The sequence below is a fragment of the Nocardia sp. NPDC056541 genome, from assembly GCF_042794235.1.
Lineage (GTDB): Bacteria > Actinomycetota > Actinomycetes > Mycobacteriales > Mycobacteriaceae > Nocardia.
In genome coordinates this window covers 45,011-68,732 of sequence record NZ_JBHTUD010000026.1, presented here as the reverse complement: position 1 = coordinate 68,732, position 23,722 = coordinate 45,011, and the positions used below count along the sequence as shown (strand labels likewise).

Here is a 23,722-nt window from a genome sequence, read left to right as displayed (position 1 = left end):
GTCCCGCGTTCCTGGCCCCTCGATGCCGAGAAGGTCGCGGTCCTCGGTGTCGGCAACGTCGCCCTCGACGTCGCGCGCGTGCTCGCCAAGACCGGCGACGAACTGCTGCCGACCGAGATCCCGCCGAATGTCTACGAAGGTCTCAAGGGCAACAAGGCCCTCGAGGTCCACGTGTTCGGTCGTCGTGGTCCCGCGCAGGCCAAGTTCACGCCCCTCGAGCTGCGCGAACTGGATCACTCGCCGACGATCGAGGTCATCGTCAACCCCGAGGACATCGACTACGACGAGGGCTCCGAAGCCGCGCGCCGTAACTCCAAGCAGGTCGACATGGTCGCCAACACCTTGGAGCAGTGGGCCATCCGCGACCACGGCGACCGCCCGCACAAGCTGTTCCTGCACTTCTTCGAATCGCCCGCCGAGGTCCTCGGCGCCGACGGCAAGGTCGTCGGCCTGAAGACCGAACGCACCCAGCTCGACGGCACCGGCAACGTCAAGGGCACCGGCAACTTCACCGACTGGGACATCCAGGCCGTGTACCGCGCCGTGGGCTACCTCTCGCAGAACGTCACCCAGCTGCCGTTCGACGATCAGGCGGGCACGGTGCCCAACGAGGCCGGCCGCGTGATCGCCGACGACACCGCCGAAGGTGACGCCCGATTCATGCCCGCCACCTACGTGACCGGCTGGATCAAGCGCGGCCCGGTCGGCCTCATCGGCCACACCAAGGGCGACGCCAACGAGACCATCGCCTGCCTGCTCGACGACGCCAAGGCCTTCGCCCCCGCGCCGAAGCCCGAGCTCGACGCCGTCACCGAGTTCCTCGAGGGCAAGGGCATCCCGTTCACCACCTGGGCGGGCTGGTACCGCCTCGACGCCCACGAGCGCGCCCTCGGCGAGCCCGAAGGCCGTGAGCGCGTGAAGGTCGTGGAGCGCGAGGACATGCTGCGCGCCTCCGAGCCGAACAAGGCCTGAGTTTTCGGCGCGCTGGCGCGCGCGTGTTCGCGGCCCTGAATGGCCCGCCGATCCCTCCTCGGGGTCGGGATGTGCGGGAGTTGGGTGTGCTGTCATGGCAGAACTCGGGGTTTCAGTGGTCCCGTCCTAGTGGGGGCGCGACGTTGAGCGCGCTCGCGCCGCAGAGATAAGGCATTCTGTACTGGTGTTCGATGCCCACGTCCACATCATCGATCCGCGGTTTCCGCTGATCGAGAACGAAGGCTATCTCCCCGAGCCCTACGTGATCGATGACTATCGAAAGCGTATGGCGCACTTCGATGTTCGCGGCGGTGCTGTTGTCAGCGCGTCTTTCCAAGGCGCTGATCAGACGTACCTGAAGGCAGCGCTGGCCGCGCTCGGTCCCGACTGGGTCGGCGTGACCCGGCTCGATCTCGACGCCACCGACGACGAGATCCTCGCGCTGAACCGGGCAGGCGTACGCGCCCTGCGGTTCAACCTCAAGCGCGCCGCCGCCGACATCACCGAGATGACATTGCAGGCGTTGCGCGCCCACGAACTGGCGGGCTGGCACGTGGAGCTCTACATCGACGGTCAGATGCTGGCCTCGCTGCAACCGGTGATCTCGAAGCTGCCCGCGCTCTCGATCGACCATCTCGGCATGTCCGACGAGGGTCTGCCGTACCTGCTCGACCTGGTGGACCGCGGCGCCAGGGTGAAGGCGACCGGGTTCGGCCGGGTCGAGATGGATGTGGCCGAGACGCTGCGACGCATCCACACCGTCAACCCGGGTGCGCTGATGTTCGGCAGCGATCTGCCCGGTACGCGCGCAGGCAGGCCGTTCGAGGAGCGCGATGTGGACCTGATCTCGCAGGTGGTCGGCTCCGATATCCACGCGGTGCTCGAGGACAATGCCCGCGAGTTCTACCGGCTGCCCGCGGTGCGTCGCCCGAAATCCGAGCCGCTACCCCGCACCGAGAATCCGACTATCCCGATCCCGCGCAATCAGCTCCCCGGCGCGGACGACCACACCCGTCCGCTGCCGATCATCGAGTAGTCAGCTGATGATCGCGCCGGTGAGCCACACACCGGACGCGATCAGCGCGCCGAGCAACTCGACCAGCATCGACAAGCCGACGCCCTTCAGCGCGTGCACGGTCGCGGGCCAGGCCAGGTCGTTGGTCTTCAAGCGGTACAGCTCGGCCAGGTACACACCGAGCACGAAGCCGATGAACAGGCCGACGATCGGGATCACGAAGAAGCCGGCGATGCCGAGCACCGCACCGGCCAGCAGCGCACGGTTCGACACCCCGGCTTCGCGCATCCGCTTGCCCGGCCAGGTGTACTTCACGATGCCGGAGAGCGCCAGCGCGACGGTGGCGATCGCCAGCACCGTCCAGGCCGTCGTACCGCCGGTCATGAACGCCCACACCGCGATTGCCGCGAAGATGAGGATCACGCCCGGCAGAATCGGTACGATCACGCCGACGATGCCGACCAGAATGACAAGGCCGACAACGACCTCACCCCACACGCCCACTACCGGGTCCTCCCGTTGCCACGCCGAGTCGCGCTCGTGCGAATTCTCGCCCATGCTCTACCCGAGCCGCCACCCCAGCGCTATTGTCGGAGTGTCAATACCGTTCGACGACGAACTGAGGTCACCGCGTGAGCACGGAGTCCACCGCCAAGCAGGGGCCCCTTGCGGGCATCAAGGTCATCGAGTTGGCAGGCATCGGGCCAGGTCCGCACGCCGCGCTGCTGCTGGCCGACCTCGGCGCCGACGTGGTGCGCGTGCAGCGCCCGAACCAGCTGCCCGGCTTCATGGAACGCCCCCAGTGGCGCGGGCGAACGATCGTCGAGGCGAATCTGAAGGACCCCGCCGACGTCGCCAAGATCCTCGACCTGGTCGAGAAGGCCGACGTGCTGCTCGAGGGCTTCCGCCCCGGCGTCACCGAGCGCATGGGCCTCGGACCCGACGAGGCGCTGGCCCGCAACCCGCGCCTGGTGTACGGCCGGATGACAGGCTGGGGCCAGCACGGCCCGCTCGCCGATCGCGCGGGACACGACATCAACTACATCTCGCTCACCGGTGTGCTCAATGCCATCGGACGCAAGGGCGAGCGGCCGGTGCCGCCGCTGAACATGGTCGGCGACTTCGGTGGCGGCTCGATGTTCCTGGTGTTCGGCGTGCTCGCCGCGCTGGTGGAGCGGCAGAATTCCGGCAAGGGCCAGGTGATCGACGCCGCGATGATCGATGGCGCGCTTGCCCTTTCGCACATGATCTGGGGCATGCGCGGGGTCGGCCTGTGGTCCGACGAGCGCGGCACCAACCTGCTCGATACCGGCATGGCCTTCTACGACACCTATGAGACCTCCGACGGCAAGTACATGGCCGTCGGCGCGATCGAGCCGCAGTTCTACGCCGAACTGCTGGCCGGGCTGGAGATCGACCCGGAAGGTCTGCCGATGCAGATCGACCCGAACGGTCAGGAACAGCTGCGCAAGCTGTTCACCGACAAGTTCCTGACGAAGACCCGCGACGAGTGGGCCGCGATCTTCGACGGCACCGATGCCTGCACCACACCGGTGCTGACCTTCACCGAAGCCACCGAGAACCCGCACATCGTGGCCCGTACCGGCCTGATCGACATCGACGGTGTGGTCCAGCACGCGCCCGCGCCGCGCTTCTCGCGCACACCGGGCGGCACACCCACTCCCCCGCCGAACGTCGCGACACCGATCGAAACGGTCTGGGCTGACTGATTTGGCGGCCTGTCGTCGGTAAAGTTTTCCACTATCGACGACAGGCCGAGGTTCCGAACCGTCAGAACCCCACCGAAGGTGCTCGCCGCCCTCATCGCGGTCACCACCTTCGGCGCGGCAGTGCTGTGCTTCATCCTGGCCGAGGGATTGTTCGACACCCGTACCGCACAGATCGCCGAAAACCATTGCCACAGTGCGGCACCGGTGCCGGTGATGGTGAGCGTGCTGAACGGGCTGGCGACCGGGATGCTGCTGGCCGCCGCCGTTTCGCTGCTGTGTCTGCTGGTGCTGCTGTTCCGCTATCCGTCCGAACGCGGCGCCGTCGCGGTGCCGCTGACCGCGGTGGGGTTGGTGGCCTCGGTGCTGTTCATGTTCGGGGCGGGGTACGAAACCGTACGCCCCGAACCGGCTTCCACCGGGCACAACCCGTGCGCGTTCAGTAGCAGGTGAGTGGCTGGAGCGGATCGGCGGCGCGGGGCGTGAGGGCGTCGTAGGCCGCGGCGATGGATTTGACGGCGATGCGTAGCTCGGCTTCGGGGTGGGTGTACGGCAGCCGGACGAAACGCTCGAACGCGCCCTGGACGCCGAAACGTGGTCCGGCGGCCAGCAATACGCCGTGATTGGGCGCGGTGGCGGCGAGCGCGGTGGAGACCGGGCTCGGCAGCTGGGCCCACACCGACATACCGCCCGCGCCGACCGTGATGTGCCAGCCGGGGAGGTCTTCGGCGACGGCGTCGAGCAGGGCGGTGCGCTGGGCGCGCAGCTGTTCGCGACGACGCTCGAGAATGGGTTCGGCGTTCTCGAGCAGGTGGACGGTGGCCAGCTGATCCATCACCGGGGTGCCGAGGTCGACCGTGGAGCGGATGCCGAGCAGTTTGGTGATCAGCGGCTGACTGGTACGGATCCAGCCGACCCGCAGGCCACCCCAGAACGACTTCGACGCCGAACCGATGGTGACGATCTCCGAGCCCTTCGCGAACGCGGCCACCGGCGGGGGCATGGTCCCGTCCGACAGGTTCAGCTCGCCCATCGACTCGTCGACGACGACGGTCATCCTGGTGTCGCGGGCGATGGCGGCCAGTTCGGCGCGGCCCTCGGCGCCGAGCAGCAGTCCGGTGGGGTTGTTGAAGTCGGGAACCAGGTAGGCCAGGGTGGCCGCGGTCTGCCGCGCCGTACTGCGCAGACCTTCGAGATCCCAACCGGCATCAGGGAATTCGGGCCGTAGCGGAATCGGAATGGGGCGGGCGCCGACGTCGCGGATGGCTTCGATGGCGTTCGGGTAGGACGGGTGCTCGATCAGGACCCGGGCGCCGGGCGAGGCGAGCACGTTGAGGAGCAGCCGAAGTCCGTGCTGCGCACCGAGGGTCACCAGGATCTGGTCCGGTTCCGTCGGCAGACCGCGCGCGGTGTAGCGGCGGGCCAGTGCTTCGCGCAGCGCGAGGATGCCGACCGGGTCCATCCCGTGGGTGCCGAGGTAGGACGGGATTCCTTGCAGCGCTGTCGAATACGCGTCGTGGAGTTCGGGGGACGCGGGCATCGCGGCATAGGTCATGTCGATGGTCGGCAGTTCCGGCTGCGCCATCAGGGCCATGATGCCGCGGCTGGGCTTGGCGCCGTCGTGCTGGATCGCGGGCGGCAGCGCGACAGTGCTGCGAGAACCCTGGCGGCTGATCAGGTAGCCGTGTTCGCGCAGCAGCGAATAGGTGGAGGTGATGGTGGTGCGGCTGACGCCGAGAGTCCCCGCCAGATCGCGCTCGCTGGGCAGGGCCACGCCGAGTGGGGCGCGGCCGTCGTGGATCAGCAGGCGGATGGCTTCGGCCAGGGCCAGGTAGGCGGGCCGGTGCGGGCGGCGTTCGGCCTCGCCGCCGGTTTCGGGATCACGCCACCGGCCGAGGTCGCGAGCCAAGCCTGCCGCACCGATCACTCTTGTCGCCATAAAGTCCAGTATTCCCTAAGTGGATATTTCTTAGCAAGGCCAGTGGGTGGATTCTTACTGGCATGACCACTTTCCTAGCCCTCACCGTTGCCGTTGCCTTCGGGTTGGCGGTCTACCACTTTTCGCCCAAGAAGGGCGAACTACCCTTCTGGCCCTTCCAATATCTGCCCCATGACCGGGCATTCGGCACCTACGACGAGCAACGCCTCTACCGGGATCTCGATGCGATGCGTTCCTACGAGGTGGGCGACGATGCAGTCCAGTCGCCCGAAACTGGCCTTGAAGCCCAGTCGACAGACACGCAGCGAGGGTCGCTCGCCGCGTGAGTGTGTCTTTGTCGGTGGGTCGGCGCACACTGTGATCATGAGTGACTCGACGCAGACCGAGACGGTGGTCTCGGCACTGTTCGACACCGCTATCGGGCTGTGCGCGATCGCCTGGCACGGTGACGCCGTTGTCCGGTTCCAGCTACCCGAGGCCAGCGAGGAGGAAACCCTCGCCCGGATCACCCGGCCGTTCGCCGGGTCACCGGTGCCGGAGAGCGCGCCGGGGCCCGTGATCGTCGAGGCGATCGCGGGAATTCGCGCCCACCTCGATGGAGCGGTCGACGCACTGCGCTGGATCGAGGTGGACCTGCGGGGTGCACCGGAATTCCATCGCGCGGTATACGCGGTGACGCGCGAGATCGACCCGGGTCACACGCTCAGCTACGGCGATATCGCCGGCCGGATCGGGGCTCCCGGCTCCGCGCAGGCCGTCGGACAAGCGTTGGGGCGCAACCCGGTGCCGCTCATCATTCCCTGCCATCGGGTGCTCGCGGCCGATCACGCGCTGCACGGATTCTCGGCGCCGGGCGGGATCGGCACCAAGGCGCGGCTGCTGGAGATCGAACGGACGCCGGGCTTCGGTGAACCGATGCTGTTCTGATCGGCAACCCGTTCAGCAGCGCACCGATGAATTCTCGCGACGCGTCCCGTCTCAACGAACAAGATCGGACTCGCCCGGCTCGTACCAGCTGCCGGGTCCGCGAAACCCACGCGGACCTGCGGTCGAGGTGATCGCGTACCGTCGAGCGCGGCGGCCCGTTATCGAGAGGAATTCCCCCATGCAGACTGTGACGTCGGCCGACGGCACCACGATCGCCTACGACCGGATCGGTGAGGGGACCGCCGGGACCGTCATCCTGATCGGTGGCGCCTTCAGCTACCGCGCGTTCCCCACGATGGTCGAACTCGCGCAGGCGCTGGCCGACGACTACGGGCTCACGGTGCTCAACTACGACCGGCGCGGGCGCGGTGACAGCACCGACTCCCCCGGCGTGTACGACGCGGCCAACGAGATCGCCGATATCGCGGCGCTGGTCGAGGCGGCAGGCGGGAAAGCGGCGCTGTTCGGCTGGTCCTCCGGCGCCGCGCTGGCGCTGCTGGCAGCGCGGTCCGTGCCCGGCGTCACCGAGGTGGTGGCGTTCGAGCCACCGTTCGTGGTCGACGCGAAAGGCCATGTGCCACCGAAGGATCTGGCAGCCAAGCTGCACCCGATGATCGCGGCGGGCGATCGCGGGAAGACCGTGCGGTACTACATGACCAAGGCGATGGGGATGCCGTTGCTCATGGTGGCGGCGATGCGGGTGACACCCTTCTGGAAGACGCTGACGGCAACGTCGAACTCGACCGCGCACGACTGGGCCGTGATGAAGCCGTACATGCAGGGCAAGAAGCTGGACCCCGCCGACTGGCGAGGAGTCGAGGTGCCGGTGCTCGTACTGGCGGGCGACCGCACCGCACCACTGCTCATCAAGGGCTCGAAGGCCGCCGCCCAGGTGCTCCCGAACGCGCGATTCGCCGAACTCCCCGGTGTGAGCCACAACCCCAAGATCTCGATCCTCGCCCCCGCCGTCGGCGAATTCCTCACCCGCACACAGTAATCAGGGCGGTGGTGGGTGATCGCGGAAGAACTGGCACGGCTCACCGGTGAGGTAGCCGTCCAGACACGCGAAATAGACCTGGACGCAGCTGTTACTCGTGCAACCGACGGTATAGAGCATCCCGCGAATGCGTTCGTTGCGTTGCTGCGAGGGGGCGAGAGTCTGCGCGGGCGGCGGCGCCGAGCTCACCGGGGAGACGCTGGGCGAGGGAGCCGGCGCGTCCGGGGCGGCGCAACCGGGCAGGACCGCCAGCGCGAGCAGAGCCGCCGCGGCTGACCCACGTCGCAGAGCCATCATCCACCTCCGTCCGAAACCCTTCTCGACGCTACCCCGGCGAGTATTCCGACACCGAAGTGGTCGCCGGGGCCGATTCCCACCGGGATCGCAGGACTACGGCCATGCGGTTGGGGACCTATTTCGCCGAGCGCCCGGTCCGGCCGGAGTTCCGGCCGGACCGGGCGATGGGTGAGCCCGGCCGACAACCGATCAGAGAGTCGCGCCGTAACCGCTGCCGAGCACGCCGCCCGCGACGGCACCCGCCGCGGCTGCGGGGACGCCGAGCACTGCGGCGCCGGTAGCCGCACCCGCCGCGGCGCCGATGGCAGCGCCCGCACCGGTGCTGGCGGCTGCGATCGGCCACGCCAGGGCAAAGCCCGCGGGAATCGCCGCCAGGGCGCTCGCGCCCGCGGTCGGGACCGCGGCCGCGGCACCGAGAATCGCGGCCGCACCCGCGGTGCCCGCGGCGCCCACCGCGAAGCCGACCCCGGCACCGATTCCGGCGCCGATGAGGCCGCCGCCGACCGCGCCGACCGCGGCCGCCGGAACACCCGCGATCGCGGCTCCGGCCAGCGCGCCACCGACGGTCGCCGCGGCGATCTTGTCCGAGCGGCTCGGGTTGATGCCGACCGAGCGGCCCTGGGTGGCGATCGCGGCTTCGGCGTCGGCGGCGGTGCCGTTCACACCATCGAGGACGTCGTTCGGAACCTCGTCCGGGACCGGGCTGGTGAAGTCGCCGATGCGCAGTGTCCGCTCGGGCGGGGCGATCGGGGCCACCGGCTCGACCGGCTCCGGAAGGTGGAGTTCCTCGATGACGATCGGCGGGGCCGGGGTGGTGTACTCCGGCACCGGGCGCGACTCCGGACGCTCAGGCGTGAGATGCCCGAGCGAATCCGGACCGTCGAACTTCGCCAGATCCGAGCGACCGCCTTCGTCGGCAGGCGACTCGGTGGTGACACCCGGCTGCACCGGAGCCACATTCACACCCGGCTGCGGCACCGCGATAGCGATACCCGCACAGGCGAGGGCCAATGCCATGGGCACCACCCCGATCACCGGCCGAGCGACCCGCCGCACCGTCGAAGAGTTCACATTCACAGACCGACGGATCACGCCGACACCCGCTAACACTCGAGGAGAACGGCACGTCCCCGCGTGCCGCCCCGCGACGATAGCGTTAGCCAGCTGGATGCCACAAATCGATAGCGAGTCCACATAATTCGCGCACACCGCCCTGACCAGTACCGATATTCGGAACCCCACCCAAAACAAAGGTCCGGTGCCGTAACCGGCACCGGACCTCCGACTGGTTTCCCAGGCTCACATCACCCGAGCACGTCGTGCCGAACGATCGTCTGGTCGCGACCCGGACCCACACCGATGCACGAGATCCGCGCACCCGACAGCTCTTCCAGCCGCAGCACGTAAGCCTGGGCGTTGGCGGGCAGCTCCTCGAAGGTGCGGGCGTGGGAGATGTCCTCCCACCAACCCGGCAGCTCCTCGTAGATCGGCTTGGCGTGGTGGAACTCGGTCTGCGTAGTCGGCATCTGCTCGACCCGCTTGCCGTCGATCTCGTACGCCACGCAGATCGGCACCGTATCCAGCCCGGACAGCACGTCCAGCTTGGTGAGGAAGTAATCGGTGACCCCGTTGACGCGCGTGGCGTACCGGCTGATCACCGCATCGAACCAGCCACAACGCCGCGCACGACCGGTGGTGACACCGACCTCGCCGCCGTTCTTGGCCAGGAACTCACCGAAGTTGTCGAACAGCTCGGTCGGGAACGGGCCGGAGCCGACGCGGGTGGTGTAGCACTTGAGAATGCCGAGCACCGTGTCGATCTTGTTCGGTCCGATACCCGAACCCACCGCCGCGCCACCCGCGGTCGGGTTCGACGAGGTGACGAACGGGTAGGTGCCGTGGTCGACGTCGAGCAGCGTGCCCTGCGAGCCTTCGAGCAGCACGGTGTCGCCGCGCTCGAGCGCCAGGTTCAGCTCGAGCCGGGTGTCGGAGATGCGGTGCTTGAACGATTCGGCCTGCTCGAGCACCTCGTCCACCACCTGCTGCGGGTCGAGCGCGCGGCGGTTGTAGATCTTGACCAGCACCTGGTTCTTGAACTCCAGGGCGGCTTCGACCTTCTGGGTGAGGATCTTCTCGTCGAGCACGTCTGCCACCCGGACGCCGACGCGGGCGACCTTGTCCTGGTAGCAGGGACCGATACCGCGACCGGTGGTGCCGATCTTGCGGTTGCCGAGGAAGCGTTCGGTGACCTTATCGATGGCCACGTGATACGGCATGATCAGGTGCGCGTCAGCGGAGAGCAGCAGGCCGGAGGTGTCGACTCCGCGCTCTTCCAGACCGGCCAGTTCGTCGAGCAGCACGCCCGGGTCGACGACGACACCGTTACCGATGACGTTCTTCACACCGGGGGTGAGGATGCCGGACGGAATCAGGTGCAGCGCGAACTTGTCGCCATTGGGAAGAACCACCGTGTGGCCGGCATTGTTGCCGCCCTGGTATCGGACCACCCACTGCAACCGCTCACCGAGCAGGTCTGTAGCTTTGCCCTTACCCTCGTCGCCCCATTGGGCGCCGATGAGGACGATTGCCGGCATTTCGGAGTCTCCTACAGATCGACGGCAGCACACGCGGCACTGCAGCTACCTGCCGTACTGAGGCGGTGGCCGGAGACACAGTCTAGCCGACGCCTGATCAGGTCCCGTCGACCTGCCCCGCCGGAGCGGTTCGACCCCGCCCTACCGCACCTGCCCTGATCGGTTACGGTTACCAGTCGGCAGTGATTTTGCGTGACCGAGGAGGGTGTACCGCAGTTTGAGTACCCACGTTCTCCGATGCGGTGAAATGCCGGTCCCGATCGCGCTCTCCTCGTTACCCAACACCCAGACCGGGCGTGTCCCCGATGTCGCGGTGATCGACGAGTTGCTTCCGGTGCTGGCCGCCGACAGCCTGCCGCGCCTGATCGTGCTCGGCGCCGATGCCTCGCTCGCGGCCGTGCTCACCCACCTGATGCGCACCGAGCGATTGCACGTCGAAGTCGGTTTCGTCCCGGTCGACACCACCTACGCCTCGCGGGTCTATCAGACCGGAACCGGCAACGGCGCCGCGAAGCGAGCGGTGGAGGGCCGGGCGATCGAGACCCCGCTGATCCGCGACGACACCGGCACCGTGCTGGTCGGCCGCGCGAGCATCACCGGTGTGGACGGCGCGAAGCTCGAGGGCGAAGCCTATGTCGACGACACGCTGCTGTTCACCGGCAAGGTCACCACGATGCTGATCTCGCCCACGATGACCATGCCCGGTGTCCGCGCGCGAGTGCGCAAGGGCCTGCGCAAGCGCACCTGGGTGTCCGGCCGCGCCGCCCAGCTCGGGACGCCGGGGGCGGTCGTCACCCGCGACGGGATCACCGCCGAACGCACCGTCCCCCGCTCGACCTTCTATCGATTCGAACAACCCTGGCTATTGGTGCGATGACCTACTCCTTCCCCTCGGATCGGCGGTCCGGGCACAGCGCGGTCCGGCCGAGCCCGGTTTTCCTGCTGATCGTCCTGATCACCGTGGGCGGCGGTGCGCTCGCCTGGGACGCCGACATCGATTCGGTGCGCGCCAAGGTCGGCGTTTTCGTGCTCGTGGTGTTCGGCTGGATCATCAGCTTGTGCCTGCACGAGTTCTCCCACGCGTATGTGGCGTGGCGGGCAGGCGATCACGAGGTGGAGGTGCGTGGGTATCTCACGCTGAATCCGCTGAAATACAGCCACCCTGTGCTGTCGATCGGTCTGCCGCTGGTGTTCATCGCGCTCGGTGGCATCGGGTTGCCCGGCGGTGCGGTGTATGTGGACACGACACGGTTCAAGACGAGTGTGCAGCGCCTGGTGAGCGCGGTCGGACCCGCGTCGAACGCGCTGTGCGCGGTGGTGCTGCTGATCGTGATCCGGGCTTTCGGCTCGGTCGCCGAACATCCCGCGTTCTGGTGCGGGCTCAGCTTTCTGGCGTTTCTGCAGATCACGGCGTTTCTGCTGAACATTCTGCCGGTGCCGGGGCTGGACGGCTACGGCATCATCGAGCCGTCGCTGAGTTACCAGACCCGGCGCTCGCTCGATCAGTTCAAGCCCTACGGCATGTTGATCCTGTTCGCTGTCATCTTCTTCACCCCGCTGAGTCAGGTGTTTTTCAACGGTGTTTACGCATTGTTCGAACTGTCCGGGGTACCTGAGGTGTGGGCCGCCTATGGTGGCCAATTGACCCGATTCTGGCGTTAGCCTCGGGTCAGCATCGACCCTGGAACGGAAATTGCGTATGAGCTCCACCGGATCGTCCGCTGTCCTGTCCGTCGTCATCCCGGCGCTCGACGAAGCAGCGGGCATCACCGCATGCCTCGAGCGCCTCGTCGACCAGGACACGATCGATGAGATCGTCGTCGTCGACAACGGCAGCACCGACAACACCCGCGAGATCGTCGCCGAACTCGCCACCCGACATCCCAAGATCGAGCTGATCTGTGAGCCGCAGCCCGGCGTCGCGTTCGCTCGCAACACCGGCTTCGACAAGGCTCGCGGGGACTACCTCGGCCGCATCGACGCCGACACCCTCGTCTCCCCCGAGTGGGGCGCCACCGTGCGCGCCCACCTCGACTCCTATTCGGACACCATGGCGGTGACCGGCATCAGCACCTATCACGACTCCCCGATCGGCATCTTCCTCGCGGCCGCGATCGGCGGCCAGGAACGGCTGGGGATGATCAAGACCCAGCCCGTCGGCAATGTGCACGGCGCCAATATGGCGATCCGGCGCTCGGCGTGGGACCAGGTGCGTGCCGCCACCACCACCCGTCGCGACCTGCACGAAGACCTCGACCTGGCGCTGTGCCTGTCGAAGGCGAAGCTGCGCATCGACCAGCTGCCGACGCTGCGGGCCGAGATCTCCGCGCGCCGTCGCAAGACCCCGCCGGACGTGTGGTGGCAGTACCAGTTGCGCGGCCTGCAGACCATCGCCAATCAGGGCTACGCCATCGTGCCGTTCCACCGCGCGGTGATCACCGGCGCCTGGATCATGCACACCTCGCAGTGGCCGATCTACCGGGCGTGGGATTTCGATCGCAAGCGTTTCTCGCTGCGATCGGGGCGCCCTCGCGTTTCCCCCGTCGGCAACTGAAGTCACTCCTCGGGCGTCACATACGGATTGGGCACAGTGGGCGGAAGCAGGGCGATCGCCGAGATGCGCTGCATTCCGCACACCACCATCAGATCCACCACGATCGAGCGCAGCTGCGCGAACACGACATGCGCCGACAATCCCGCCCCGACAACGAGTTCGGGGCGGGCAGCCTTGGCGACGCCGCGCAACGAGGTGAGAGCTTCGGCCTGATCGGGTTGCTCGCCCGGATCGGCCAGCATCATCTTGCGGACCACGTCGGTGGCGTGGCCCAGCTGGTCGACCAGGTCGATCAGGCGCGGATCGAGGACCTCGTCGTCACGGACCAGAGTGAGCGAACGGCGCAGCAGCACGCGGGTATTGCGAACGGCGTTGTCGAGCGGATCGGCCGCGTTGTGGATGCGTTCCAAACGCTTTCGGGAGTTCCAGTACAGCGGTGAGATGCGGCTGATCTCACGGCCGCCCGCGAGCGCGTCGCGCAGGGCGTCGATCTGGGGCTGGGTGTCGCGCACCGCCGACAGCGAGTCGGAGACCTTCGTCGAGTTCTGTTCGAGCAGGCCCTCGGCGCAGGTGATCATCGATTTGCTCATCACCGACAGCACGCCGGCAGCGTGTTCGCGGGCGCGGCGCACCGGGTGCAGGGGGATCAGCGCGACCATCACCACACCGACGAGTCCGCCGATCAAGGCGTCGATCATGCGGTTCGGACCCGCGCCGGGCGCCTGATTCAAGGTCGAGACCAGCACGGCCGAACCCGCCGCCTGCATGGTCATGAGCGCGCCGCTGCCGAGAAAGACCGACACCGACATGGCGCCGCCGACCACCAGGGCCACCTGCCAGACGCCGGTCCCGACCTGCGCGATGAACAGGTCGCCGATGCCGATGCCGACCGCGACACCCACCACCAGTTCCACCGACCGGCGCACTCGCGCACCGAACGAGATACCGATGGAGACCACCGCGGCGGTCGGGGCGAAGAACGGTTCGATGTGGCCGACGAGGTTGTGGGCGATGAACCACGCCAGCCCGGCGCCGAGCGCGCACTGGATGATCGGAATCGCCGAGAGCCGCAGGCGCTCGATCGACGCCCGATACCGGCCGACGGTGCTGACCTTGGCGGCCGCGACAACCGGAGTGGCGACGGCGACGAAAGGCTTGTGTTCGCTCACCTACGACTCGGACCCGGCCACTGGCTCAGTCCAGGCCGAGTTCGTTCGCCGCGCGCGGGTCGCAGTCTTCGAGCAGGTCGAGGCAGCGTGCGTACTCCTCGGTCTCGCCGATCGTCTTCGCGGCGCTCGCCAGCGCGCCGACGCTGCGCAGGAAGCCCTGGTTGGGTTCGTGACTCCACGGGACGGGGCCGAAACCCTTCCAGCCGTTGCGCCGCAGCAGGTCGAGGCCGCGGTGGTAGCCGGTGCGGGCGAAGGCGTATGCCGCGACGGTGTCGTGGTTCACCTCGCCGCCGGCGCGCTGCAGAGCGGCTTCCGCCAGCTGAGCCCACGCGATCGACGCGGCCGGGAACTGCGCGGCGACATCGACCGGGTCGGTGCCCGCGGCAATGGCGTCCTCGGCGTCGATCAGTTCGGGAAGGAGGACCGGCTGCGGTCCGAGCAGGTCACCGAAGGAGGTCATGGGTTCATTGTGCACCGAGGCTGTGGCAGTCGCCGACCGGCCCGCCGCTCAGCGACCGGCGGTCTCGCCCGCGCAGCGCCCGTCACGCATGCCTTCACCGTCGCTCGGGCTGTGCGCGGCACGCCCGGAACCCGGCCCTGCGACGTCGGCTGTCGCCCTTCGCTCCGATCGCGCGCGCAAGCTCGCGACCACTCGGCGGTCGCACCTCGGGAGCCTGCCTGTCTCTTCGCCGCCGCCGTGCGCACGAGACTTGGGACCGCTTCGCCGCTGTGCCTATTAGGCTGAGCGCAGAGTGCAACGTTCGAGCCTGAGCGAGGGGTACAGAGGTGTCCGACCCGACCGACGAGAACAACCCGGCAGCAGAGTCCGCCGGTCCCGGCGCGCCCGGCCAGCGTGACGATTCGTCCGCGTCCCCTCCCGGCGCACCGGAGTCGGTCACCGAGCCGGACCGGGCGACGAGACCGCCGGTGGGTCCCGATGAGACCGTGGTGATCCGGCGAGGAGATCTGCCGGGTCGACCCGATGACGGTGCGCGCGTGCAGGACGCACGTTCCGGTGGGACGCAGCCCGCCGCGGGGCAGGGCGATCAACCCGGAGGTGCTCAGCGCCCGGGTGGTCCCGATGCACCTGGTGGTGCTCAGCGCCCGAGTGGTCCCGATGCACCCGGTGCTCCTCAGCGCCCGGGTGGGCCCGTGGCTCCCGGTGGATCGCGGGCGCAGAGTGGATCTGTACAAGAAGGACCTCGCGCACCACAGGGTAACGCCGCTGGTGGGCGGCCGGACAGCACTGCGCCCGGCGCCGGACAGGGTTCCGCGCGTCAAGGCACTGTGCCCGGCGGGCAACAGTCTTCGGGACCGGGTGCACAGCAGTCGTGGGGCCGCCCGGGGTTCACGCCCGGTGGGGCGCGGCCGGGAACGGGACAGCCGGGCAATGTTGCTGGTACTCAACAACCTTCAGGCCGCCCGGGCAATACGCCCGGTGCACAACCGTATTCGGGCCAGAACGGGCCGCGTGCCGCGGGCCCGGCAGGCGGGCCCGGTTCGCCGCAGGGCGGCGGACCACACGTGGGACGCGGGCCGAGTGGACCCCAGGCGGGTTTCGGGCCGAGCGGTCGTCCCGGTTCGCAGCAGCCAGGTGGACAACCAGCGGGACGCGGGCCGAGCGGCCCGGGTTCGCCGCAAGCGGGTGGACCGCAGGCGGGACGCGGACCGAGCGGCGGGCCCAGTTCAGCGCAAGCGGGTGGACCGCCCGCGGGCCGTGGGCCGGGTGGCCCGGGATCGCCGCAAGCGGGGCGCGGGCCCAGCCCTCAAGGTGGTGGACCGAATCCGGGGTACGGACCGGGCGGTGGTCCAGATTCGCAGCGGGCCGGTGGACCTCGCGTCGAGGGTGGAAACGCCGGTGCGCCCGGCGCTCGGCAGGCGGGCGCACCGAGCAATGTGAGCGGTGGATCGCAGCCCGCCGGATCGGGTGGCGAGGCGCGAGTCGGCGGACCCGGTGGTGGCTCGCCTTCCGCCGGGCGGCAGGGGAACGCGCCCTCGGGATCGAATGGCCGATCAGCGGACCAAGGGGTGGAACAGGATTCAGCTGACGGCGGCTCGCCGTTGGCCGGATTGTCAAAGGGGCTGCCCGGCGGGAGCCGGGACGACCGAGCGAAGGTTTCGGGCCCAGCGGCTCGGGACGAGCAGGGTTCCGACATCGCCGGACCGGACGCGCCGACGACCGCGATGCCGATTCCCGGGCGGAACCCGTCGGTGGGGCGCGGGGGTTCGGCAGATGACCGCACGGTGAAAATGGGTGGCTCCCAGGCGAAATCGGCTCAGGCCGATGTGCCGACTGCCGCGATGAACAGGGCCGATCTCGCGGCGGCGTCGGATGCGGAGTACGGCGACGAACCCACACCGAATGACACCACCGCACGTGGCGCGGTGGTGGGAGCAGCAGCGGCAGGCGCCGTCGCCGCAGGTGCCGCGGCGGCGAGCGGCGGATCCGACGAGACGTCGGATGCGCGAGGCTCGACGTCGAACGCCGAGGACAGCTCCGACACACGGGCGCAGGACGGCGACAGCTCCGCGGAAGGGACCGCAGCCGAAGCTGATTCGAATGCGTCCGCCACCGCAGAGCAGAAGGACGACCCGACCGCCGCGGCGAAGACGAACACCGAAGCCGACTCGGTCACGACCATCGGGTCCACAGCTTCACGGCCCGCGAGCACCGCACCCTCACCTGCCGAGCAATCGGCGGCCGCCGAGGCAGCAGGCGCACGGTCCGCGGCGACAGGGTCCGCAGCCGCCGGGTCCACAACAGCAGGATCCACGGCCGCACAGTCCGCGGCGGCCGGGTCCGCAGCCGCCGGGTCCGCAGCCGCCGGGTCCGCAGCCGCCGGGTCCGCAGCCACAGGGTCCACGACAGCAGGATCCACGGCCGCAGGATCCACAGCCGCACAGTCCGCGGCGGCAGGGTCCGCAGCCGCCGGGTCCGTAGCCACAGGGTCCGCGGCCACAGGGTCCGGGGCAGCAAAGTCCGGGGCCGTGCAGTCCGGTGCTGTTGCGGGACAGGGTGACTCGCGGGGCGACAAGCCGGTTGATGTCGACTCGACCGAGAAGTTCCAGACCAGTGGGCCCGAGGACGCGGGCTCCGGGTCCGATGATCGGACCGTGGCGATGCGGACGGTGAGTGCGGCGGATGCGCCGACCACCGCGATGCCGGTGCAGCGGGCGAAGACCGCCGGGCCGGGTGGAACCGACCGGGTGGTGCCACCCGCCGGTGGGCGGCCCGCGATGACGCCGCCGCCGAATACTCCCCGCGGTCCCGCCGGTCCCCGACAGGCCGGACAGGCCGGGCTCGGCGGTCCTACCGGCCCCGGACAGCACCCCGCGGGTCCGGGACAGCAGGGACCGTCGGGTCCCGGCCAATACGGGCAGGGACCAGCACGCGGCCAGCAAGGGCCTGCCGGCTCGCGGCCCGGCGGACCCGGGCCTGTCGGTCCAGGACAACAGGGCCGAAGCCAGCACGGGCCCGCCGGTCAGCAAGGCCCGGCGGCTGCCGGCGAGCGAGGACCCGCCGGTCCCCAGCAGTTCGGACCCGCTGCGGCCGGTCTGTCAGGACTCGCGGCTGCGGGCAACCAGTCCCCCGGTGGCACCGCCCCGGCCGATTCCGACCAGCAGGGAGTCGAGGAGACTCAGCCGTCGCCGCCTCGCGGCCCGGGTGCGCCGCAGCGGACAGGTGGATCGGCACCTTCGCCCGCGGATATCCAGCCGACTCGACCCGCCCAGCAGTTGGCCGAGGGTCAGCGGCAGGTGGCGCCGCCGCAGCGGATCGGGGTCGCGCAGGGCGAGGAGGCCGGTGCGCCCGGCGCCGAGCGGTCCAAGAAGTGGCTGCTGGCTGCCGGTGGCGCCGCGGTGCTGGTCGTCGCCTTGATCGCGACGGTCGTGGCACTGATGGGCGGTGCGGACGATTCGCCCGAGGGACAGGTGAAAGCGGTGATCGGGGACTACACCGACGCGCTGCGCAGCGGTGACCTGGAGGACCTGCGGGCGAGCACGTGTGGCGAGCTGCACACGTTCTATCAGGGCATCAGTCCCGAGCAGTTCAAGGGCGTGCACGATGTCTCGACCGAGCGCGGTTCCATTCCGGTCGTCGACAGCGTGGACGCGGTCCGGATCACCGGTGACACCGCCCTGGCCCAGGCCACGGTGTACACCACGGCGGATCCGTCGAAACGGACCGCGCGGACGTTCGACCTGCAGCGCACCGACGGTAGCTGGAAGGTGTGTGATCCCGCGGGCACTCCCTGATCGTGCGTAGACCCGTCGTAGTGGGCAGTTCTGCCTGCTATGACGGGTCACACATAACTGGTGATCCAGATGGGTGAACAAGTAAAGTTTTCCGGATCATGAGCAGGGAACAGACAGTGGAGCAGCCGGACATCGATGCTGTGGTCCCGGATGCGACGCTGGTCGGTCAGCGCTTCGCGTTCCGCGATCACTACGAAGTCGGCCGCGAGAAGATCCGGGAATTCGCTCGCGCGGTGCAGAATCTGCACCCCGCCCATCAGCAGGAAGTCGACGCGCGCAAGCTCGGCTACGACGGGGTGATCGCCCCGCCGACCTTCGCGTCGGTGATCGGCATGACCGCCACCCGCGCCCTGCTCGACAGCGTGCTCACCGAGTACGACCTGTCGCAGGTGCTGCAGACCGACCAGGTCTTCGAGCTGTTCCACCCGATGCTGGCCGGCGACCGGATCCGCACCGAGATCGAGATCGAGTCGATCCGCCAGTTCGGCGACAACGACTTCATCAACGTCGGCTTCAAGCTGCGCAACCAGCACGACCAGGTCGCCGTGCAGGGCACCACCACGATCGTGGCCCGCCGCGGCATCGAGGTCGACCCCAATATCGTCGAGGCCGTCGAGAACATCAGCATGCACCCGCGCCCCGACACCATCGGCGGCGTCGGCGCGGGCGATCTCCTGATCCGCCACACCGGCCCTGCCCCCGCGCTCCCCGCGCGCGAAACCGTCGCGGTCAACACCACCCCCGAATTCGACTCTCTGACAAAGGGAACCGAACTTCCCCCCGCCACCGCCCGCCTGACTCGCGGCGACCTGGCCAATTACGCGGGCGTCTCCGGCGACCCCAACCCGATCCACTTCAGCGACCGCGCCGCCGAACTGGCCGGGCTCCCCACCGTGGTCGCGCACGGCCTGCTCACCATGGGCCTGGCCGCGCAGTACCTGACCGACTGGCTGGGCGACCCGACCGCCATCGAGAAACTGAGCGTCCGCTTCTCGGGATTCGTTCCGGTTCCCCCCGCCGAGGCAGGCGTCATCGAATTCTCCGGAAAGATCAAGTCGATCGACAGCGATCGCCGCGCGGCAACCGTCCTGCTGAGCGGAATCTCGGAGGGCCGCAAGCTCTTCGGCCGAGCGGCAGCCGAAATCCGCCTGACGTAACCCATCACCCGGCCCGCCCCCACGACTCCTGGGCGCACGCAGCCCCACCGGCCGCTCGGACCTTCTGCGGTCGGCGGGCTGTGGCGGTGCGGCACGCCCACTCTTCACCTCAGCAGTAGATCGGCGACGGCACCTGGGGCCTCGCGCATCGCGTTGTGGCCGGATGGGATGTCGTGGACGTGCCAGCCGGGCGCGGCTCGGAGCCGGGCGCGGAGTCCGGCGAAGGGAGTGTCGTCTTCCCACCCGGAGCAATAGATGAAGTCGCGCCGGGGGATGCGATCGACGGCGCCGGTGAGCCGGATGCTCTGGACAAGGGAGGCCAGTGGGTGGGGGCGGCGGCGAGGTTCGCCGCCGTGCGGGGCCCGAAACGGTGGGCGCACGGCGTAACCCGTGTCTGCCGCGCCTTCGACGAACGACTGCCGGTAGGCCTCGGTGGTCAAGGACCAACACGATTCGCCGTCGCGCGGAACGTAGGCGTCGAGATGAACCAGACGAGAGATGCGGCCCGCGGCGCGGTCGGCCGCGGCTGAGATCACCATCCCGCCATAGCTGTGTCCGACGAGCGTCGCATCGGTGATCTGCGCGGTCTCCAGCAGGCGCACGACGTCATCGGCGTGTGTGTCGAGGTTGGCGCGTGCCACAGTCACGTCATCCTCGTCGGGCCGCAGTCCCGTCAGGGTCAGGGCGTGGACGGTGTGCCCGGCGGCCTCCAGCAGCGGGGTCACCGCCTCGAATGTCCAGGAGCCGTGCCACGCGCCGGGGACGAGGATGAACGTTGCCATGGCAGATCTCCCTTTTTGGATCACTCACGGAGGACCAGACCAGATCACCACTTCCGCAGGCCGGCGCGCCACCGATAAACTGCCTCCTGATGCCCGTTCCTCGCCAACCGACCGATCCCACGGGCGTGACCTCGCTTGTGTGGCCGTCCGGTGGACGGCACCTGTGGCTGTCGGGCGGCTCCAGCTCTGCGCAGTCGCACGCACGCGGGCACCTGGTCTACGCTGCCACCGGCGTTTTGACCGTCCACACCGACCACGGCATCTCCATCGTTCCCGCCGACCGGATTGCGTGGACACCCGCTGGAATCACCCACCGGCACAGCGCCCACGGCAACACGGACATGCGGATCGTCTTCGTCTCGGCGTCCCTGGCCAGGCGCATACCGGACCGGCCTGCGGTGTTCTCGGCCACCGACCTCGCGCGTGAGCTCCTGCTCGCCCTGACCGGGCCGCACAACTACGGCGACGCCGCGCCGGGCTATAGCCCTTCGGCGCGCACCCGTCTCCTTCGGGTCCTCGTCGACGAACTCAGAGAGACGCAGGAGCAGCCCCTCTACCTGCCGGAACCACGGGACGACCGCCTGCGGGCCCTCGCGCGAAAACTGTCCGACAACCCGGCGGACAACAGCTCGATGGCCGAGCTCGGCAGGGCGATCGGTGCCAGCGCCCGCACGCTCAGCCGGCTGTTACGCAACGAGTTCGGCATGACCTTCTACGAGTGGCGCACCCAGCTACGCATCTACCGCGCCCTCGTGCTTCTCGCCGACGGATACGACATCACTCGAACCGCCTACGCCTGCGGATGGGCCAACCCCAGCGGCTTCATCACCGCCTTCACGAACATCATCGGCAGCACTCCTGGCCGCTACCGAGCCAACCGACAGAGCGCAGTGACCAGCCACTGATCCCGAGTGGCAATCAATCGAGCTGCGCCGCACCCGACCGTCGACCCCAGGCCGAGCGGACCACCCCTACTTCACCGCGATGAACACCAGAACCGTTCCGCCGATACGGATTACGTCACCGTCGGCCAGCAGTGCCCCGTTGTCGATCGGCACCTCGTTGACATAAACCCCGTTGGCCGAGTGCAGATCCTTGATCAGCAGCCCGGCACGGCTGGGCATGATGTGCGCGTGATACCGGCTCGCCTTCGGATCATCGAGAACGAGTTCGTTATCCGTCATCCGGCCGATCCTGATCCCCCCGTGGGGAATCGGCAGCGTCCGCCCATCGGCGAACCGCAGATTGCCGTTGCGAATCGACTGCGGCACCTCGGTGACGGTCTCGGTCATCGCCGCGGCCACCTGGTCAGATCGCCTGGACGCCAGCACATTCAACGGCTCCTGGCGCAGCACCTGCCGCTCCAGCTCGATCAGCGCGGCCCCCGGGTCGATTCCCAGCTCCTCGGCCAGCACGTTGCGCACCCGCCGGCACGCCTCCAGCGCGTCCGCCTGCCGCCCGGACAGATACAGCGCGGTGATCAACTGCCCCCACAGCGGCTCGCGCAGCGGATGCTCGTTGGTCATCGACACCAACTCGCCGATCACCGACGACGCCCGGCCACAGGCGATTTCCGCATCGACGCGCGCGGAGACGGCGAGTAGCCGCTCCTCGTTCATCGCGGTGGCGAACCCGTCGGCGAATTGCAATCCGGCCAGGTCGGCCAGCGCCCGCCCGGTCCATTCCCGCAGCGCCGCACCGAAAAGGTTGGCGGCACCTGGGTGGTCACCGACGTCCAAACACCGCGAGCCCGCTTCGCGCGCACTCTCGAAACGTCCGAGATCGCATGCGGTATCGGGGATTTCGAGCCGATAACCCGCACCCTCGGTCCGCAGCACCTGCGCGGAGTCGATCCCGGCGTTGCGCAGCGCTTTACGGATGTTCGACACGAACACCTGCAGGCTGGCCGCGTAGGAATCCGGCGGGTCCTCGTTCCAGACCATCTCGGCGAGCACAGCAGAAGACACCGCGCGCCGCCGATTGACGGTGAGCGCGGCAAGGAGGGCGCGCGGCTTGGGCCCGCCGACCGCTACCGGCTCGCCGCCGACGAGCAGTCGGACGGGCCCGAGCACACGGACATCAAGACTCATGAGCTCGGGCCCCGTTGGTTGGTACGAAAATCAGAAACTGCTCACGGAGCGTCCGGCCGACTTCAGGTCGTTGCAGGCCTCGGTCACGCGCGCGGCCATCGAGGTCTCAGCCTTCTTCAGGTAGCTGCGCGGATCGTAGACCTTCTTGTTGCCGACCTCGCCGTCGATCTTCAGCACACCGTCGTAGTTGGCGAGCATGTGACCGGCGACCGGGCGGGTGAAGGCGTACTGGGTGTCGGTGTCGACGTTCATCTTCACCACGCCGTAGCGCAGCGAGTCCTCGATCTCGGACTTCAGCGAGCCCGAACCACCGTGGAACACGAAGTCGAACGGCTGCGCACCGGACTCGAGGCCCAGCTTCTCGGCCGCGACGCGCTGCCCCTCGGCCAGGACCTCGGGCTTGAGCACCACGTTGCCCGGCTTGTACACACCGTGCACGTTGCCGAAAGTGGCGGCCAGCAGGTACTGCCCATTCTCGCCCGCGCCGAGCGCGGCGATGGTCTTCTCGAAGTCCTCGGGCGAGGTGTAGAGCTTGTCGTTGATCTCGGCCTCGACGCCGTCTTCCTCGCCGCCGACCACACCGATCTCGACCTCGAGGATGATGTTGGCCGACTTACAGGCCTTCAGCAGCTCCTGGGCGATCTCGAGGTTCTCGTCGATCGGGATGGCCGAGCCGTCCCACATGTGCGACTGGAACAGCGGGTTCAGACCGGCGTTCACGCGGTCCTGCGAGATCGCGATCAGCGGACGCACATAGGTGTCCAGCTTGTCCTTGGGGCAGTGGTCGGTGTGCAGCGCGATCGTCACGTCGTACTTCGCGGCGACGATGTGCGCGAACTCGGCCAGTGCCACCGCGCCGGTGACCATGTCCTTCACGCCCAGACCGGAGCCGAACTCGGCACCACCGGTGGAGAACTGGATGATGCCGTCACTGCCCGCGTCGGCGAAGCCCTTGATGGCGGCGTTGATCGTCTCCGACGACGTGCAGTTGATAGCCGGGAACGCGAACGAGTGCGCCTTGGCCCGGCCGAGCATCTCGGCGTAGACCTCCGGGGTCGCGATAGGCACAGCAGTGACCTCCGTCTTGTGGGGAGCAAAAACCAATTCTGTCAGGCCACACCCTAAATTAGGAAGGCGAACGCGAGATCACCCGGTGGGCTGAGGTTCACCCGCAGGGCACTCATGTCACAGATCGGACCGGTACTGTGGGGGCCGTGACTTTGCTGGCGGTATCCGATGCGGTGACGA

24 protein-coding genes are annotated in these 23,722 nt (G+C 68.5%); 13 read left to right on the top strand and 11 right to left on the bottom strand.

The window, feature by feature from the left end; all coding sequences use genetic code 11:
- Both ACFQ9R_RS31565 and ACFQ9R_RS31560 read left to right on the top strand, forming a co-directional pair.
- On the top strand, window positions 1-972 hold a 972-nt coding region (locus ACFQ9R_RS31565; RefSeq protein ID WP_378995912.1), incomplete at its 5' end, for a pyridine nucleotide-disulfide oxidoreductase.
- A gap of 184 nt (window positions 973-1,156) precedes the next feature.
- Window positions 1,157-2,008, top strand: coding sequence for an amidohydrolase family protein (locus ACFQ9R_RS31560; RefSeq protein ID WP_378995910.1), 852 nt, complete (start codon window positions 1,157-1,159; stop codon window positions 2,006-2,008).
- Here the strand turns inward: ACFQ9R_RS31560 and ACFQ9R_RS31555 are convergent, their stop codons facing one another.
- Window positions 2,009-2,491 carry a DUF456 domain-containing protein gene (locus ACFQ9R_RS31555; protein WP_378995920.1) on the bottom strand — a complete coding sequence of 161 codons (483 nt, stop codon included), beginning with the start codon at window positions 2,489-2,491 and terminating at the stop codon, window positions 2,009-2,011.
- Window positions 2,492-2,619: 128 nt separating this feature from the next.
- Between ACFQ9R_RS31555 and ACFQ9R_RS31550 the strand changes: the two genes are divergently transcribed.
- Window positions 2,620-3,717, top strand: a complete 1,098-nt coding sequence (locus ACFQ9R_RS31550) for a CaiB/BaiF CoA transferase family protein (RefSeq protein WP_378633631.1) — start codon at window positions 2,620-2,622, stop codon at window positions 3,715-3,717.
- A gap of 78 nt (window positions 3,718-3,795) precedes the next feature.
- Window positions 3,796-4,167 (top strand): hypothetical protein, encoded by a 372-nt coding sequence (locus ACFQ9R_RS31545; RefSeq protein ID WP_378655860.1) that lies wholly within the window; start codon window positions 3,796-3,798, stop codon window positions 4,165-4,167.
- On the opposite strand, the gene ACFQ9R_RS31540 is transcribed toward ACFQ9R_RS31545, so the two are convergent.
- Entirely contained in the window at window positions 4,154-5,653 is a 1,500-nt protein-coding gene (locus ACFQ9R_RS31540; RefSeq protein WP_378995908.1) for a PLP-dependent aminotransferase family protein, read from the bottom strand. The genes ACFQ9R_RS31545 and ACFQ9R_RS31540 overlap by 14 nt on opposite strands.
- Before the next feature lie 62 nt (window positions 5,654-5,715).
- On the opposite strand from ACFQ9R_RS31540, the gene ACFQ9R_RS31535 reads away from it, so the two are divergent.
- The 3 genes from ACFQ9R_RS31535 (at window position 5,716) to ACFQ9R_RS31525 (ending at window position 7,577) form a co-directional block, all read left to right on the top strand.
- Window positions 5,716-5,979: a hypothetical protein gene (locus ACFQ9R_RS31535; protein ID WP_378995906.1), complete on the top strand. Its 264-nt coding sequence runs from the start codon at window positions 5,716-5,718 to the stop codon at window positions 5,977-5,979.
- Between the two features lie 37 nt (window positions 5,980-6,016).
- On the top strand, window positions 6,017-6,580 hold the full coding sequence (locus ACFQ9R_RS31530) for a methylated-DNA--[protein]-cysteine S-methyltransferase (protein ID WP_378995904.1): 564 nt from the start codon (window positions 6,017-6,019) through the stop codon (window positions 6,578-6,580).
- Window positions 6,581-6,758: 178 nt separating this feature from the next.
- The gene (locus ACFQ9R_RS31525) at window positions 6,759-7,577 is read left to right on the top strand and encodes an alpha/beta fold hydrolase (protein WP_378995901.1); all 819 of its coding nucleotides are present in this window, start codon (window positions 6,759-6,761) and stop codon (window positions 7,575-7,577) included.
- Here ACFQ9R_RS31525 and ACFQ9R_RS31520 read toward each other — a convergent pair whose 3' ends face one another.
- The 3 genes from ACFQ9R_RS31520 to ACFQ9R_RS31510 form a co-directional block, all read right to left on the bottom strand.
- Complete coding sequence (locus ACFQ9R_RS31520; RefSeq protein WP_378995899.1) at window positions 7,578-7,871, bottom strand: hypothetical protein; 294 nt, start codon at window positions 7,869-7,871, stop codon at window positions 7,578-7,580.
- A 192-nt stretch (window positions 7,872-8,063) separates the two neighbouring features.
- Window positions 8,064-8,891 (bottom strand): hypothetical protein, encoded by an 828-nt coding sequence (locus ACFQ9R_RS31515; protein ID WP_378995897.1) that lies wholly within the window; start codon window positions 8,889-8,891, stop codon window positions 8,064-8,066.
- Between the two features lie 287 nt (window positions 8,892-9,178).
- Window positions 9,179-10,468 (bottom strand): adenylosuccinate synthase, encoded by a 1,290-nt coding sequence (locus ACFQ9R_RS31510; protein ID WP_378995895.1) that lies wholly within the window; start codon window positions 10,466-10,468, stop codon window positions 9,179-9,181.
- A 247-nt stretch (window positions 10,469-10,715) separates the two neighbouring features.
- Here ACFQ9R_RS31510 and ACFQ9R_RS31505 point away from each other — a divergent pair, with 247 nt between their 5' ends.
- Genes ACFQ9R_RS31505 through ACFQ9R_RS31495 form a run of 3 tightly spaced genes read left to right on the top strand, consistent with a single transcriptional unit; the run spans window position 10,716 to window position 13,022 of the window.
- On the top strand, window positions 10,716-11,345 hold the full coding sequence (locus ACFQ9R_RS31505; protein ID WP_378633606.1) for a hypothetical protein: 630 nt from the start codon (window positions 10,716-10,718) through the stop codon (window positions 11,343-11,345).
- Window positions 11,342-12,130 (top strand): site-2 protease family protein, encoded by a 789-nt coding sequence (locus ACFQ9R_RS31500; RefSeq protein WP_378655872.1) that lies wholly within the window; start codon window positions 11,342-11,344, stop codon window positions 12,128-12,130. The genes ACFQ9R_RS31505 and ACFQ9R_RS31500 overlap by 4 nt, the downstream gene beginning before the upstream one ends.
- 37 nt (window positions 12,131-12,167) lie before the next feature.
- A complete protein-coding gene (locus ACFQ9R_RS31495; protein WP_378995893.1) occupies window positions 12,168-13,022 on the top strand; it encodes a glycosyltransferase family 2 protein in 855 nt (284 codons plus the stop codon).
- 2 nt (window positions 13,023-13,024) lie between these two features.
- Here ACFQ9R_RS31495 and ACFQ9R_RS31490 read toward each other — a convergent pair whose 3' ends face one another.
- The 3 genes from ACFQ9R_RS31490 to ACFQ9R_RS31480 form a co-directional block, all read right to left on the bottom strand.
- Entirely contained in the window at window positions 13,025-14,191 is a 1,167-nt protein-coding gene (locus ACFQ9R_RS31490) for an aromatic acid exporter family protein (protein WP_378995891.1), read from the bottom strand.
- Between the two features lie 25 nt (window positions 14,192-14,216).
- A complete protein-coding gene (locus ACFQ9R_RS31485; protein WP_378633595.1) occupies window positions 14,217-14,651 on the bottom strand; it encodes a DUF3151 domain-containing protein in 435 nt (144 codons plus the stop codon).
- Between the two features lie 1,816 nt (window positions 14,652-16,467).
- The gene (locus tag ACFQ9R_RS31480; RefSeq protein WP_378995889.1) at window positions 16,468-16,965 is read right to left on the bottom strand and encodes a hypothetical protein; all 498 of its coding nucleotides are present in this window, start codon (window positions 16,963-16,965) and stop codon (window positions 16,468-16,470) included.
- Window positions 16,966-17,179: 214 nt separating this feature from the next.
- Between ACFQ9R_RS31480 and ACFQ9R_RS31475 the strand changes: the two genes are divergently transcribed.
- Both ACFQ9R_RS31475 and ACFQ9R_RS31470 read left to right on the top strand, forming a co-directional pair.
- Window positions 17,180-18,445 carry a hypothetical protein gene (locus ACFQ9R_RS31475; RefSeq protein ID WP_378995887.1) on the top strand — a complete coding sequence of 422 codons (1,266 nt, stop codon included), beginning with the start codon at window positions 17,180-17,182 and terminating at the stop codon, window positions 18,443-18,445.
- Between the two features lie 98 nt (window positions 18,446-18,543).
- A complete protein-coding gene (locus tag ACFQ9R_RS31470) occupies window positions 18,544-19,602 on the top strand; it encodes a fused (3R)-hydroxyacyl-ACP dehydratase subunits HadA/HadB (RefSeq protein WP_378995884.1) in 1,059 nt (352 codons plus the stop codon).
- A 104-nt stretch (window positions 19,603-19,706) separates the two neighbouring features.
- Here the strand turns inward: ACFQ9R_RS31470 and ACFQ9R_RS31465 are convergent, their stop codons facing one another.
- Entirely contained in the window at window positions 19,707-20,384 is a 678-nt protein-coding gene (locus tag ACFQ9R_RS31465; RefSeq protein WP_378995882.1) for an alpha/beta fold hydrolase, read from the bottom strand.
- Window positions 20,385-20,473: 89 nt separating this feature from the next.
- Between ACFQ9R_RS31465 and ACFQ9R_RS31460 the strand changes: the two genes are divergently transcribed.
- Window positions 20,474-21,289 (top strand): AraC family transcriptional regulator, encoded by an 816-nt coding sequence (locus tag ACFQ9R_RS31460; protein WP_378995880.1) that lies wholly within the window; start codon window positions 20,474-20,476, stop codon window positions 21,287-21,289.
- 66 nt (window positions 21,290-21,355) lie between these two features.
- Here ACFQ9R_RS31460 and ACFQ9R_RS31455 read toward each other — a convergent pair whose 3' ends face one another.
- Window positions 21,356-22,474, bottom strand: coding sequence for a BTAD domain-containing putative transcriptional regulator (locus ACFQ9R_RS31455; RefSeq protein ID WP_378995878.1), 1,119 nt, complete (start codon window positions 22,472-22,474; stop codon window positions 21,356-21,358).
- A 30-nt stretch (window positions 22,475-22,504) separates the two neighbouring features.
- On the bottom strand, window positions 22,505-23,542 hold the full coding sequence (gene fbaA, locus ACFQ9R_RS31450; RefSeq protein ID WP_378633585.1) for a class II fructose-bisphosphate aldolase: 1,038 nt from the start codon (window positions 23,540-23,542) through the stop codon (window positions 22,505-22,507).
- Window positions 23,543-23,722: the final 180 nt, after the last annotated feature.